This window comes from Acidovorax sp. 99 (assembly GCF_003096455.1).
GTDB lineage: Bacteria > Pseudomonadota > Gammaproteobacteria > Burkholderiales > Burkholderiaceae_C > Acidovorax > Acidovorax delafieldii.
Map to the genome: position 1 here is coordinate 2503938 of NZ_QEKU01000001.1, position 14294 is coordinate 2518231.

Below are 14294 nucleotides of genomic sequence, written 5' to 3' on the forward strand. Positions count from 1 at the left end.
AGCGCAATGGGCAACGAGGGCTATGCCTCATCACTGGTCCCCTGGCGGGGCATGCTGCTGTACCTGGTGCTGGGGGTGGCCTGGGTGTTTGCGGGCGATGTGTTGCTGGCCCACTGGGTGACCGACCCGGCCCTGCTGACCCGTTTTCAGACCTGGAAGGGCTGGGGCTATGTGGCGCTGACCAGCGGCCTGGCCTGGTGGCTGCTGCGGCGCATGCGCCGCGCCGAGAAGGTGCGCATGGCCATGGCGCAGGAGCTGACGCAGATCGTGCGCCATGCGCCGGCCGGGTTTGCGCGGGTGGCGCTGGACGGCAGCTTTCTGTGGGCCAACGCCCGCCTGTGCGACCTGCTGGGGGCCACGCCTGCGCAGACGCTGGGCCTCAATTTTCGCGATGTGATGATCGCCCAGGACCCTGACTGGGCGGCGTCGCAACTGGAGCGCCTGCTGGCTGGCGAGATCGACCACTATGTGGGCGAGCGCCACTGCCTGCGGCTGGACAACGGCCGCCGGGCGCCCGTGCTGTGCACCGTGACACTGGCGCCCGAAGTGGGCGATGAGCCCGCGCACCTGGTGTGTGTGGTGCAGGACCTCGACGAGATCAAGGCCGCGCGTGCGGCGCTGCAGCGCAGCGAGGCCCGCCAGCGCCTGGCGGCCACGGTGGTGGACAACACCATGGAGGGCGTGGTGGTGACCGACGCCCACAGCCGCATCCTGTCGGTCAACGCGGCGTTCACCCGGCTGCTGGGCTATACCGAAGAGGAGCTGCTGGGCAAGACCCCGCGCGTTTTCAAGTCGGGCCGCCACGACAAGGCTTTTTATGAGGCGATGTGGTCGGCGCTGACCGAAACCGGGTACTGGCAGGGCGAGATCTGGAACCGCCGCAAGAACGGCGAAATCTTTCCGGAGCACATGTCGCTGTCGGCCGTGCGCGACCCGGCGGGTGAGATCACGCACTACGTGTGCATGTTCACCGACATCTCCGAAGAAAAGGCCCAGCAGCGGCAGCTGGAATACCTGGCACACAACGACCCGCTCACCGGCCTGTCCAACCGTACTTGGTTCGGGCACCAGCTGGAGCTGGCGGTGCAGGAGGCCCAGGGCAGCGGCGAGCACATTGCGGTGCTGCTGCTCAACCTGGACCGCTTCAAGGATGTGAACGATAGCTATGGTCACGCCACGGGCGACGAGGTGCTCAAGCACATTGCGCGGCAGGTGCAGTCCGCCCTGCGGCCCGGGGATGTGCTGGGGCGCATGGCGGGCGACGAGCTGGCGGTGGTGGCGCGCAACCTGCGCCATGCTGACGGTGCGGCCGCCGTGGCGCGCCACCTGATCCGCGCCGTGGCCGAACCCTGGCGTTCGCCCGACGGGCTGGAGGTGGTGGCGGGCGTGAGCGTGGGCATCTGCATGTTCCCCGAGCACGCCGGCACCACCGAGCTGCTGCTGCAGGGCGCCCACGCGGCGGTCTATGGCGCCAAGGCGCGCGGCCGGGGGGCGTGGTGCTTCTTCCACGAGGCCATGACCCAGGCGGCCCGCGAGCGGCTGGAGCTGGAGTCGCGCCTGCGCCTGGCGCTGGCCCAGGGCCATCTGCAGATGTACTACCAGCCCCAGATCGACATTGCCACCGGTCGCATCCAGGGCGCCGAAGCCCTGGTGCGCTGGAACGACCCGCAAGAGGGGCTGATCTCCCCCGCGCGCTTCATTCCCGTGGCCGAGACCTCGGGCGTCATCGGCCCGCTGGGGGAATGGGTGGTGCGCGAGGTCTGCCGTCAGGGCCAGCAATGGCGCGATGCCGGGCTGCCACCGCTGACCCTGGCGCTGAACGTGTCGCCGCGCCAGTTCCACCTGACCGACCTGGCCGGTTGCACGGCGGCCGCGCTGCAGGCCAGCGGGTTTCCGGCGGCCCTGCTGGAGCTGGAGATCACCGAAAGCGCCCTGGCCGAGCGCACCGAAGAGGCCCGCCAGGTGCTGGTGCGCCTGCGCGAGCTGGGGGTGCGCATCGCGGTGGATGACTTCGGCACCGGCTATTCGTCGCTCGCACAGCTCAAGCGGTTCCCCATCGACGTGCTCAAGATCGACCAGGGATTCATCCGCGATATTCCGCAAAGCGAGGACGACATGGCCATCAGCGCCGCCATCATCGCCATGGGGCATAGCATGGGCCTGTCGGTGCTGGCCGAGGGGGTGGAGACCGAGGGCCAGCTGGCCTTTCTGCGCGAGCGGGGCTGCGACGCCTACCAGGGCTACCTGTGCAGCCGCCCTGTACCTGCCGACGATTTTGTGGCGCTGCTGCGCGCGCAAGCGGAGACTGCTGCCGCCGCGCAGGGCTGAATAGGGTGAACAGGCCCTGAGTGCGCTCAGACCTTCTGTCCGGGAGGCGCAGGGCGCCACTGCTCGCGCAACTCTGCGCACACATCACGCGGGGGCAGCGCCGGGGTCTGGACCACGGCATCTGCTTGTGCACCTGATTTGATAGCGGCTGGCGCATTTTCCACCTGCGCTATCACCACTTTTGACACCAGATTTGCCGGCCAATGGGTTGGCACGCCCAGGTGGCGCAGCACATGGCCGCCGCCAGCCACCAGCAGCACCGTCTGGCCGGAGCGCAACGCCTCCTGGGCCGTCCGGGCCATGCTGGCGTCGCGGGCTATCTGGATGCGGGCCATGGGCGCAATTTGCGACTCCGGCAGCAGCCCGCAGTGGCCGTCGCGCAGCGCCTGGTATTGCTGCGCCAGCGCGGGGGCGGGCAAGTGCCGGTCCCAGGCGGTCTCCGCCATGGCGGCCCGCATGCGGGCGCGGGGCAGGTTGCCTCCCAGCACGGGCACGCCGGCGCCCACGGCCGCCATCACCACCGGGCCATAGGCCTGCCATGGCCAGGCGGCGTTGTCCCATTGCAGGGCGGCCTGGGCCTGCGCTTCGCTGGCATCGCGCGGCAGGCCCCGGGTGCTGTGGCCCCGCTCGGCCGTCTCCATCACCACGGCCGCCAGCTGCCCGCGCGAGGACAGCCACGCCACGGCCTCGCGCTGCAGGCGCTGGTGGTCGGGTGCATCGTGCTGCTCGCCCAGCAGCAGTACATCGGCGGGCAGCAGGCTCTGCAAGCGGTCGGTCCAGAGGGGGGAGGGCGGCGTGCCCGGGGCAGGGGCGTAGGCGCAGCCAGCCAGCGCCACGGTGACGCTTCCCAGCACCAGCCAGGTGCGCAGGAGAGGGAGGGGCAGTCGTTGCATGGCGCCATGCTACGCGGGCCGCTCTTGACCCAGGTCAAGGTTGTGGTGATGCCCCTTCCCTACACTGCGCCATGCGCTCCCGTCCCACGCTCTCCACCAAACTCCTTGCCATGGGCGCGGGCTTCTTGTTGGTGGCGCTCGCTTCCATCGGCCTGACCCTGTGGGTGACCTGGAAGCTCGAAGGCGGCGCAGCGGCGGTCAACGAGGCCGGCCGCCTGCGCATGAACATGCTGCGCATGGTGCTGGTGCTGCAGAGCGAGCCACCCGAGGCCGTGCAAGAACGCGCCCGCCAGTTCGACGCCAGCCTGGAGTTGCTGCGCACGGGCGATCCGTCGCGCCCGCTGTTTGTGCCGTGGAGCGACGAGACACGTACGCGGTTCGATGGCATCCGCACCCGGTGGACCGAGGCCCGCACCGGGTGGGTCAGCGCATCGCCCCCGGACCGCGCCCGGAACCTGGCGGAGGCCGATGCCTTTGTGCAGCAGGTCGATGGTTTTGTGGATGCCATCGAGATTCAGATCGCGGGCTGGACTGCCGCGCTGCACCTGTTCCAGCTGTTCATGATGGCGCTGGCCATCGTGGCTGCCGTCACCTTCATGGCCGTGAGCTATCTGCTGGTCATCAATCCCGTGGCACGTCTGCAGCAGGCCCAGGCCCGGCTGCGCCAGGGCGAGCTGGGCACGCGGCTGCCGGTGGATACGGATGACGAGTTCGGTCAGCTGTCGGCGGGCTTCAACCTCATGGCGCATGCACTGCAGGCATCGCACGACGAGCTGGAGCACAAGGTGCGCGAAAAGACCGCCAGCATCGCTGTGCAGAACCAGCGCCTGGCCGCGTTGTATGAGGTGAGCGCGCTGGCCAGCACGGCGGGCAGCCTGGAGCTGCTGGCCCAGGGTTTTGTGCAGCAGATCCGCCGCGTGGCGGGGGCCGACGCAGCCGCCGTGCGCTGGTCCAATGAGGCCAACGAACGCTATGTGCTGCTGGCGGGCGACGGCCTGCCGAACACCATGGCCGAAGGCGAGCACTGCCTGCACACGGGCACCTGCCTGTGTGGCCAGCCGCAGGCCCAGGCGCGCACGCGGGTCATTCCCATCACACCGTCCACCACCGTTGCGTTGCCCCATTGCCGCGAGGCGGGGTTCCAGACCATGGTCACCATCCCGGTGCAGATGCTGCAGCGCCTGCTGGGCGAGGTGGATCTGTTCTTCCGCTCGCCGGTGGAGCTGACCGATGAACTGCGCGACCTGCTCGAAGCCATGACGCGCCACCTGGCCAGTGCCATGGAGGGCCTGCGTGCCACCGCGCTGGAGCGCGAGGCGGCGGTGGCCGAGGAGCGCAGCCTGCTGGCCCGGGAGCTGCACGACTCCATTGCCCAGTCGCTGGCCTTCCTCAAGATCCAGACCCAGCTGCTGCGCGATGCCGTGGCGCGCGGCGATGAGGCCAAGCGCGACCGCAGCATCGGCGAGCTGGATGTGGGGGTGCGCGAGTGTTATTCCGATGTGCGCGAGCTGCTGGTGCACTTCCGCACCCGCACCAGCGAGGAAGACATCGAGTCAGCGCTGCGCGCCACCTTGTCCAAGTTTGAGCACCAGACCGGCATGGCCACCACGCTGGGCATGGTGGGCCACGGCTTGCCGCTGGCGCAGGACGTGCAGATCCAGGTGCTGCACATGGTGCAGGAGGCCTTGTCGAACGTGCGCAAACATTCGGGCGCCACGCGGGTGGATGTGCTGGTACACCGCCATCCACGCTGGCGCTTTGAGGTGCAGGACAACGGCACTGGCTTTGAGGTGGCCTCCGTGCCACCGGACTCGCTGCATGTAGGCCTGGGCATCATGCGCGAGCGGGCCCAGCGCATTGGCGCGGTGGTCCAGGTGGAGTCCGCTCCGGGGCAGGGCACCCGCGTGTGCATCGAGCTTCCCTCGGTCGCACCCACGCCGCCTCACCAGCCCGCCGCATCCACCCATTCAGCGGGTTCGATATACGCCGTATCCCCCCAACAAGCCACCATGCCATGACGACCTCCGTATCGCCCGTTGCCCCAACCCCCGCGTCAGCGCCGACGACAACGCCGGTCACGCTGCTGGTGGTGGACGACCACACGCTGTTCCGTCGCGGGCTGATCGCGCTGCTGAGCCAGTATGAGGGCCTGTCCGTGGTGGGCGAGGCGGGGGATGCCGCGCAGGCCCTGCGGCTTGCGCCCCAGCTGCAGCCGCAGGTGATCCTGCTCGACAACCACCTGCCCGGGGTGATGGGCGTGGATGCCATCCAAGGCCTGCGCGAAGTCTCGCCCGCCTCGCGCGTGCTCATGCTCACCGTGAGCGAGGACGCGCAAGACCTGGCCACCGCGCTGCGCAACGGCGCGCAGGGCTACCTGCTCAAGACCATCGACGGCGACCTGTTGGCCCAGGCCATTCGCCGTGCCGCCCGGGGCGAGCCCGTGGTTAGCCCTGAGCTGATGGGCAAGCTGGTGGCGGCGTTCCAGTCGCAGGGTGCGCCCGAGATAGCGCCCGTCGCGTCCATACCCGCCGATGCCGCTGCGGTCGCCGCAGGCGCCTCCAGCGGCTTCACACCCCTGTCACCGCGAGAGGAAGACGTGCTGCGCGAGATTGCACGCGGTGCCAGCAACAAGGAGATCGCGCGCACGCTCGACATCGCCGAGACCACGGTGAAGATCCACGTGCAGCACATCCTGCGCAAGCTGGGCCTGAGTTCGCGCGTTCAGGCAGCGGTGTACGCCTCGGACCGGCAGCGCGCGGAATAGCGCTGGCCCACGCACGCTCCGGGCGTGTCGGGCTGGTGTGGAGCGGGTGCTACTACCCACAACGCTTGCGCCATAGTTCTTTCGGACGATGCTCCGCCCAGGGTAACTAGTCCCTCTGCCGCGCCGCACACCCTCTAGTGAAGGATGTGCAAAGGCCGCCACAAACGCGACCATTCCTCTCATGCAAAAAGAGAGGAATCGCGCAATGGCCAACGCAACCCTGCCCCCGGGCGACAGCCCGCAGCGCACTCGCCAAGCTTGGTCGGTGCTGATCGTCAGCACCTTCGCCTTCACGGTCTGCTTCATGGTGTGGATGATGTTTGGCGTCATCGGCATCCCCATCAAGAAGATGCTGAACCTGAACTCCACGCAGTTCGGGCTGCTGATGTCCATGCCCGTGCTCACGGGCTCGCTGGTGCGGGTGCCCCTGGGGATCTGGACCGACAAGTTCGGTGGCCGCATCGTGATGGCGGCCGTCATGGCCACCACCGTGCCTGCCATCTGGCTCATGAGCTATGCCACGGAGTACTGGCACTTCCTGACGATCGGCCTGTTCGTGGGCTTGGCGGGGGGCTCGTTCTCAGTGGGCACGCCCTATGTGGCGCGCTGGTTCCCCAAGCATCGCCAGGGCACGGCCATGGGTGTGTATGGCGCGGGCAACTCGGGTGCAGCCGTGAACAAGTTCGTGGCGCCAGTGCTGCTGGTGGCCTTCGGCTGGACCATGGTGCCGCAGGTGTATGCGGCCATCATGCTCGGCACGCTGGTGCTGTTCTGGTTGTTCAGCTACAGCGACCCGGCCCACCTGGTGCCCAGCAACGTCAAGTTCACCGACCAACTCAAGGCGCTCAAGGATCCCAAGGTCCTCAAGTACTGCCAGTACTACAGCATCGTGTTTGGCGGCTACGTGGCGCTGTCGCTGTGGATGGTGCAGTACTACGTGGGCGAGTTTGGCCTGGATATCCGCGTGGCGGCGCTGCTGGCCGCGTGCTTCTCGCTGCCCGGTGGTGTGCTGCGCGCCATTGGAGGCATGCTGTCCGACAAGTACGGCGCCCACAGCGTGACCTGGTGGGTGATGTGGGTGAGCTGGATCTGCCTGTTCCTGCTGAGCTACCCCCAGACCGATTTCACCATCGTCACCGTCAACGGCCCCAAGACCTTCCACATCGGCCTGAACGTGTACCTGTTCACCGGTCTCATGTTTCTGCTGGGCATTTGCTGGGCCTTCGGCAAGGCCAGTGTCTTCAAGTACATCAGCGACGACTACCCCCACAACATCGGCGCCATCAGCGGCATCGTGGGTCTGGCTGGCGGCCTGGGCGGGTTCGTGCTGCCGATCCTGTTCGGTGCGCTGATGGACCTTACCGGCATCCGCTCCAGCGCTTTCATGCTGATGTACGGCGTGGTGTGGGTCTCGCTCATCTGGATGTACTTCACCGAAGTGCGCAACACCCGTCTCATGGGTTCGCAGGGCGCTGTTGCGCAACCTGCCACCCGTTGATCTTTCAAGGAAAACTCACCATGTCTGCCACCACCACCAGCGGGCGCCAGGGGCGTCTGCTCACCCTCTGGGCCCCGGAGGACAAATCGTTCTGGGAGCGCGAAGGCGAAGCCATCGCCAAGCTCAACCTGTGGATCTCGGTGCCCGCGCTGTTCCTGGCCTTTGCCATCTGGCAGGTCTGGAGCGTGGTCGCCGTGAGCCTGCCGGGCCTGGGCTTCAAGTATTCGACCAACCAGCTGTTCTGGCTGGCGGCGGCACCCGCGCTCTCGGGCGCCACGCTGCGCATCTTCTACTCGTTCATGGTGCCGCTGGTCGGTGGCCGCCGCTGGACGGCGATCTCCACCGCCTCGCTGCTGATCCCGGCCATCGGCATCGGCTTTGCGGTGCAGGACAACACCACGGCCTACCCCACCATGCTCATTCTCGCGCTGCTGTGTGGCCTGGGCGGCGGCAACTTCAGCTCCAGCATGGCCAACATCAGCTTCTTCTTTCCGAAGGAGCGCAAGGGCTCCGCGCTGGGTGTGAATGCGGGCCTCGGTAACCTGGGCGTGTCGGTGGTGCAGTTCCTCAGCCCTCTGGTCGTGACGGCCGGTATCTTTGGGGTCTTTGGTGGCGATGCACAGACCATTGTGAAGAACGGCCAGACCGCGCAGGTGTGGACGCAGAACGCCGCCTTCATCTGGGTGCCATGGATTGCGCTGACGGCGCTGGCCGCCTGGTTTGGCATGAACGACATTGCCGATGCGCGTGCGTCGTTCGCTGCGCAGGCCGCCATCTTCAAGCGCAAGCACAACTGGCTGATGTGTGTGCTGTACCTCGGCACCTTCGGGTCGTTCATCGGTTATGCCGCAGGCTTCCCGCTGCTCATCAAGAGCCAGTTTCCTAACATCAACCCCCTGGCCTACGCCTGGCTGGGGCCGCTGGTGGGCGCGGTGGTCCGGCCGTTTGGCGGGTGGCTGGCCGACAAGCTCGGCGGCGCGCGCGTCACGCTGTGGAACTTCATCGTCATGGCGATTGCCGTGGTGGGCGTCACGGTGTTTCTGCCATCCGCAGGCAATGAAGGTCAGTTTGCAGGCTTCTTCGTGTGCTTCCTGGTGCTGTTCCTCACCACCGGCATCGGCAATGGCTCCACCTTCCGCATGATCCCCGTGATCTTCCTGACCGAAGCCATGCGCGGTGTGGACCCCCGCAACACTGCAGCCGTGGCCCAGGCCAACAAGGAAGGCAACACCCTGGGCGCCGCCACGCTGGGCTTCACGGCCGCCATGGCGGCCTACGGCGGGTTCTTCATTCCCAAGAGCTATGGCAGCTCCATTGCGCTGACCGGCAGCCCCCATGCCGCGCTGTGGACGTTCTTCGCCTTCTACCTCGTTTGCATCGTGATCACCTGGTGGCACTACGCGCGCAAGAACGCCGCCATGCCTTGCTGATGACCCCTGAACAGAACAGAACAAGGAGCCCCCGATGAGCCATTTCCTCGACCGCCTTTCGTACTTCTCGCAGCCCCGCGAGACCTTTGCCCAGGGCCATGGCGAAACCAATGGTGAAGATCGCACCTGGGAAGACGCCTACCGTGACCGCTGGGCACACGACAAGATCGTGCGCAGCACCCACGGCGTGAACTGCACGGGCTCCTGCTCGTGGAAGATCTACGTCAAAGGCGGCATCGTCACCTGGGAAACCCAGCAGACCGACTACCCCCGCACCCGGCCCGACCTGCCCAATCACGAACCCCGTGGCTGCGCACGCGGCGCCAGCTACAGCTGGTACCTGTACAGCGCCAACCGCGTGAAGTACCCCATGGTGCGCGGCCGCCTGCTCAAGCACTGGCGCGCTGCCATCGCCCTGGCCAAGAGCCCGGTGGACGCCTGGGCCAGCATTGTCGAGAACGATGCCTCCAAGCGCGAATGGCAAAAGCAGCGCGGCCTGGGCGGCTTTGTGCGCAGCACCTGGGAAGAAGTCAACCAGATGATCGCTGCGGCCAACGTGTACACCATCAAGAAGCACGGCCCGGACCGCATCATCGGCTTCTCGCCCATCCCGGCGATGTCCATGATTTCGTACGCTGCGGGTTCGCGCTACCTGAGCCTCATCGGCGGCGTGTGCATGAGCTTCTACGACTGGTACTGCGACCTGCCCCCCAGCAGCCCACAGACCTGGGGCGAGCAGACCGACGTGCCCGAGTCGGCCGACTGGTACAACAGCTCGTACATCATTGCCTGGGGCTCCAATGTGCCCCAGACGCGCACGCCGGATGCGCACTTCCTGACCGAGGTGCGCTACAAGGGCACCAAGGTGGTGTCCATCACGCCCGACTACTCCGAAGTCGCCAAGCTGGGCGATCTGTGGATGCATCCCAAGCAGGGCACCGACGCTGCCGTGGCCATGGCCATGGGCCATGTGATCCTGAAGGAGTTCTACTTCAAGGACGGCGGCAAGGGCCGTTCGGCGTACTTTGATGACTACGCCCGCCGCTACACCGACCTGCCGCTCCTGGTGGTGCTGAAGGAAAAGACGCTGCCCGATGGCCGCACGGTGATGGTGCCCGACCGCTATGTGCGCGCCAGCGACTTTCCGAACAAGCTCGACCAGTCCAACAACCCCGACTGGAAGACCGTGGGCTACGACGAACTGGGCCAGGTCACCCTGCCCAACGGCTCCATCGGCTTCCGCTGGGGGGCCGACGGACGTGCCGACCAGGGCCTGTGGAACCTGGAGAACAAGGAAGCGCGCACCGGCAACACCGTCAAGCTCAAGCTTTCGGTGATCGAGGACGGCGCGCAGGCCCATGATGTGGCTGATGTGGCCTTCCCGTACTTCGGCGGTGTGGCAACGCCCAACTTCACGGCCAACGAACAAGGCGGCGATGTGATGGTGCGCCGCGTGCCGGTGTCCCACCTGGAGCTGGCCGGGCACGAAGCCCAGGGCCGGGTGATGGTGGCCACCGTGTTCGACCTGCTGGCTGGCAACTACGGCATTGATCGGTGTCTGCCCGGCGAAGAGCAGGGCGTCACCTACGACAGCGACCGCCCCTACACGCCCGCCTGGCAGGAAAAGATCACAGGTGTGCCGCGCGATCAGATCATCACCGTGGCCCGCCAGTTTGCCGACAACGCGCACAAGACCCACGGCAAGTCCATGGTCATCATTGGTGCGGCCATGAACCACTGGTACCACAGTGACATGAACTACCGCGGCATCATCAACATGCTGATGCTCTGCGGCTGTATCGGTCAGAGTGGTGGCGGTTGGGCGCACTACGTGGGCCAGGAAAAGCTGCGCCCACAGACCGGCTGGACGGCGCTGGCCTTTGCGTTGGACTGGATCCGCCCACCGCGCCAGATGAACAGCACCAGCTTCTTCTACGCCCACACCGACCAGTGGCGCTACGAGAAGCTGGGCATGGAGGAGGTCCTCTCGCCGCTGGCCGACAAGAAGGCTTATCACGGCGCGCAGATCGACTACAACGTGCGCGCCGAGCGTATGGGCTGGCTGCCATCCGCCCCCCAGCTCAAGACCAGCCCGCTGCAGGTGGCCAAGGACGCCGCAGCCCGGGGCATGGACGCCAAGGACTACGTGGTCCAGTCACTGAAAGACGGCAGCCTGCAGATGAGCTGCGAAGACCCGGACCACCCTGCCAACTGGCCGCGCAACATGTTTGTGTGGCGCTCCAACATCCTGGGCTCGTCGGGCAAGGGTCATGAATACTTCCTCAAGCACCTGCTGGGCACCACCCACGGCGTGCAGGGCAAGGATCTGGGTAAGGACGAAGCCAAGCCCGAGGAAGTGCAGTGGCACACCAACGCGCCCGAAGGCAAGCTGGACCTGCTGGTCACGCTCGACTTCCGCATGAGCACCACCTGCCTGTACTCCGACATCGTCTTGCCCACGGCCACCTGGTACGAGAAGAACGACCTCAACACCAGCGACATGCACCCCTTCATCCACCCGCTGTCCACGGCGGTGGACCCTGCCTGGCAGGCCAAGAGCGACTGGGAGATCTACAAGGGTTTCGCCAAGGCCGTGAGCGAGGTCAGCGTGGGCCATCTGGGCGTCGAAAAGGACGTGGTGCTCACGCCCATCATGCACGACACGGCCGGCGAAATGGCACAGCCCTATGGTGTGCGCGACTGGAAGCGGGGCGAGTGCGAACTCATCCCCGGCAAGACAGCGCCGCAGGTCACGGTGGTCGAGCGCGACTACCCCAACCTCTACAAACGCTTTACCGCGCTGGGCCCGCTGATGGAGAAGGTGGGCAACGGCGGCAAGGGCATTGGCTGGAACACGCAGACCGAGGTGGGCCAGCTGGGTGACCTGAACGGCCGCGTCAAGGAAGAGGGCGTGACACAGGGCATGCCCCGCATCGTGACCGACATCGACGCCACCGAAGTGGTGATGATGCTGGCCCCCGAAACCAACGGCCACGTGGCCTGCAAGGCCTGGGAGGCCCTGGGCAAGCAGACCGGGCGCGACCACGTGCACCTGGCGCTGCACCGCGAGGACGAGAAGATCCGCTTCCGCGACATCCAGGCGCAGCCGCGCAAGATCATCAGCTCGCCCACCTGGTCGGGCCTGGAAAGCGAGAAGGTCAGCTACAACGCGGGCTACACCAACGTGCACGAGTACATCCCATGGCGCACGCTCACGGGCCGCCAGCAGTTCTACCAGGACCACCCGTGGATGCGTGACTTCGGCGAAGGCTTTGTGAGCTACCGCCCACCGGTGCACCTCAAGACGCTGGAAGAAGTCGAGGGCAAGAAGCCCAACGGCAACCGCGAGATCGCGCTGAACTTCATCACGCCGCACCAAAAGTGGGGCATCCACAGCACGTACAGCGACAACCTGATGATGCTCACGCTCAACCGGGGTGGCTCCGTGGTGTGGCTGAGCGAAGACGACGCCAAGGTTGCGGGCATCGTGGACAACGACTGGGTCGAACTTTTCAACGCCAACGGCGCCATTGCGGCCCGCGCGGTGGTGAGCCAGCGCGTGAACCCCGGCATGGTGATGATGTACCACTCGCAAGAGAAGATCATCAACACCCCTGGCTCCGAGATCACCGGCACCCGTGGCGGTATCCACAACTCGGTCACGCGCATCGTGCTCAAACCCACCCACATGATTGGCGGCTACGCACAGTACAGCTACGGCTTCAACTATTACGGAACCATCGGCACCAACCGCGACGAGTTCGTGCTGGTGCGCAAGATGGACCGCGTGGACTGGCTCGACGATGAGCCTGTGTCCAGCACCGCAGCCCACGCCTGAAGCCAAGGAGAAACACGATGAAAATTCGCGCACAAATCGGCATGGTGCTGAACCTGGACAAGTGCATTGGTTGCCACACCTGTTCCGTCACCTGCAAGAACGTTTGGACCAGCCGCCCCGGGGTGGAATACGCCTGGTTCAACAACGTCGAGACCAAGCCCGGCATCGGCTACCCCAAGGAATGGGAAAACCAGGACAAGTGGAATGGCGGCTGGGTGCGCAGCCCCGACGGCTCCATCGCGCCCCGCCAGGGCGGCAAGTGGAAGCTGCTCATGCGCATCTTCGCCAACCCCAACCTGCCGCAGATCGACGACTACTACGAGCCCTTCACGTTCGACTACGACCACCTGCAGTCCGCGCCTGAAACCAAGGCCGCACCCACGGCCCGCCCGCGCAGCTTGATCACCGGCAAGCGCATGGAGAAGATCGAGTGGGGCCCGAACTGGGAAGAAATCCTGGGCGGCGAGTTCAGCAAGCGCAGCAAGGACAAGAACTTCGACGATGTGCAAAAGGACATCTACGGCCAGTTCGAAAACACCTTCATGATGTACCTGCCGCGCCTGTGCGAGCACTGCCTGAATCCGGCGTGTGTGGCATCGTGCCCTAGCGGCTCGATCTACAAGCGCGAGGAAGACGGCATCGTGCTGATCGACCAGGACAAGTGCCGTGGCTGGCGCATGTGCGTCTCAGGCTGCCCCTACAAGAAGATCTACTACAACTGGCAGTCGGGCAAGGCCGAGAAGTGCATCTTCTGCTATCCCCGCATCGAAGCGGGCCAGCCGACCGTGTGCTCGGAAACCTGCGTGGGCCGCATCCGCTACCTGGGCGTGCTGCTGTACGACGCAGACCGCATCCAGGAAGCCGCCAGCGTGGAGCGCGACCGCGACCTGTACCAGGCCCAGCTCGACATCTTCCTGAACCCGAACGACCCCGATGTCATCAAGCAGGCCCGCATCGACGGCATCCCGGACAGCTGGATGGACGCCGCCCGCAACAGCCCCGTCTACAAGATGGCCGTGGACTGGAAGGTGGCCCTGCCGCTGCACCCCGAGTACCGCACGCTGCCCATGGTCTGGTATGTACCGCCCCTGTCGCCCATCACGGCCGCTGCCAATGCCGGCCACGTGGGCGTGAATGGCGAGATCCCCGACGTGTCGCAGCTGCGCATCCCCGTACAGTACCTGGCCAACCTGCTCACCGCCGGTGACACCGGGCCCGTGGTGCGGGCGCTGGAGCGCATGCTGGCCATGCGCACCTACCAGCGCGACAAGCATGTGGAGCAGCGCCAGAACCTGTCGGTGCTCAAGCAGGCCGGCCTGTCGATGGCGGAGGTGGAGGAGATGTACCACGTGATGGCGATTGCCAATTACGAGGACCGCTTCGTCATCCCATCGGCCCACCGCGAGTACGCAGAAAACGCGTTCGACATCCGGGGCGGCTGCGGCTTCTCGTTTGGCAACGGTTGCTCCGACGGCGCCACCGAGACCAGTATGTTCGGTGGCAAGAAGCCGCGGACCATTCCCATCAAAGCGACTGTTTGAGC

The 14294-nt window shown here is 66.1% G+C and carries 8 protein-coding genes; 7 read left to right on the forward strand and 1 reads right to left on the reverse strand.

Annotated elements, in window-relative coordinates; all coding sequences use genetic code 11:
• Window positions 1-6 precede the first annotated feature (6 nt).
• Window positions 7-2328, forward strand: coding sequence for a bifunctional diguanylate cyclase/phosphodiesterase (locus C8C95_RS11800; protein ID WP_165836537.1), 2322 nt, complete (start codon window positions 7-9; stop codon window positions 2326-2328).
• 26 nt (window positions 2329-2354) lie between these two features.
• Here C8C95_RS11800 and C8C95_RS11805 read toward each other — a convergent pair whose 3' ends face one another.
• Window positions 2355-3221 (reverse strand): ChaN family lipoprotein, encoded by an 867-nt coding sequence (locus C8C95_RS11805; protein WP_116748703.1) that lies wholly within the window; start codon window positions 3219-3221, stop codon window positions 2355-2357.
• Between the two features lie 71 nt (window positions 3222-3292).
• On the opposite strand from C8C95_RS11805, the gene C8C95_RS11810 reads away from it, so the two are divergent.
• From C8C95_RS11810 to narH, 6 genes are all read left to right on the forward strand, one after another.
• Window positions 3293-5239 (forward strand): type IV pili methyl-accepting chemotaxis transducer N-terminal domain-containing protein, encoded by a 1947-nt coding sequence (locus tag C8C95_RS11810; protein WP_243415683.1) that lies wholly within the window; start codon window positions 3293-3295, stop codon window positions 5237-5239.
• Window positions 5236-5985: a response regulator gene (locus tag C8C95_RS11815; protein ID WP_116748704.1), complete on the forward strand. Its 750-nt coding sequence runs from the start codon at window positions 5236-5238 to the stop codon at window positions 5983-5985. The genes C8C95_RS11810 and C8C95_RS11815 overlap by 4 nt, the downstream gene beginning before the upstream one ends.
• Window positions 5986-6190: 205 nt before the next feature.
• Window positions 6191-7483, forward strand: coding sequence for a nitrate/nitrite transporter (locus C8C95_RS11820; RefSeq protein WP_116748705.1), 1293 nt, complete (start codon window positions 6191-6193; stop codon window positions 7481-7483).
• Window positions 7484-7503: 20 nt separating this feature from the next.
• Complete coding sequence (locus tag C8C95_RS11825; protein ID WP_056745778.1) at window positions 7504-8913, forward strand: NarK family nitrate/nitrite MFS transporter; 1410 nt, start codon at window positions 7504-7506, stop codon at window positions 8911-8913.
• 34 nt (window positions 8914-8947) lie between these two features.
• Window positions 8948-12751 carry a nitrate reductase subunit alpha gene (locus C8C95_RS11830; protein ID WP_116748706.1) on the forward strand — a complete coding sequence of 1268 codons (3804 nt, stop codon included), beginning with the start codon at window positions 8948-8950 and terminating at the stop codon, window positions 12749-12751.
• 17 nt (window positions 12752-12768) lie between these two features.
• Window positions 12769-14292 (forward strand): nitrate reductase subunit beta, encoded by a 1524-nt coding sequence (gene narH, locus C8C95_RS11835; protein WP_056745774.1) that lies wholly within the window; start codon window positions 12769-12771, stop codon window positions 14290-14292.
• Window positions 14293-14294: the final 2 nt, after the last annotated feature.

Excerpts from the sequence above, each read along its gene's own strand:
- C8C95_RS11800 (WP_165836537.1), top strand. The coding sequence starts at position 7 with ATGGGCAACGAGGGCTATGCCTCATCACTGGTCCCCTGGCGGGGCATG.
- narH (WP_056745774.1), top strand. The coding sequence starts at position 12,769 with ATGAAAATTCGCGCACAAATCGGCATGGTGCTGAACCTGGACAAGTGC.
- C8C95_RS11805 (WP_116748703.1), bottom strand. The coding sequence starts at position 3,221 with ATGCAACGACTGCCCCTCCCTCTCCTGCGCACCTGGCTGGTGCTGGGA.
- C8C95_RS11810 (WP_243415683.1), top strand. The coding sequence starts at position 3,293 with ATGCGCTCCCGTCCCACGCTCTCCACCAAACTCCTTGCCATGGGCGCG.
- C8C95_RS11830 (WP_116748706.1), top strand. The coding sequence starts at position 8,948 with ATGAGCCATTTCCTCGACCGCCTTTCGTACTTCTCGCAGCCCCGCGAG.
- C8C95_RS11820 (WP_116748705.1), top strand. The coding sequence starts at position 6,191 with ATGGCCAACGCAACCCTGCCCCCGGGCGACAGCCCGCAGCGCACTCGC.
- C8C95_RS11815 (WP_116748704.1), top strand. The coding sequence starts at position 5,236 with ATGACGACCTCCGTATCGCCCGTTGCCCCAACCCCCGCGTCAGCGCCG.
- C8C95_RS11825 (WP_056745778.1), top strand. The coding sequence starts at position 7,504 with ATGTCTGCCACCACCACCAGCGGGCGCCAGGGGCGTCTGCTCACCCTC.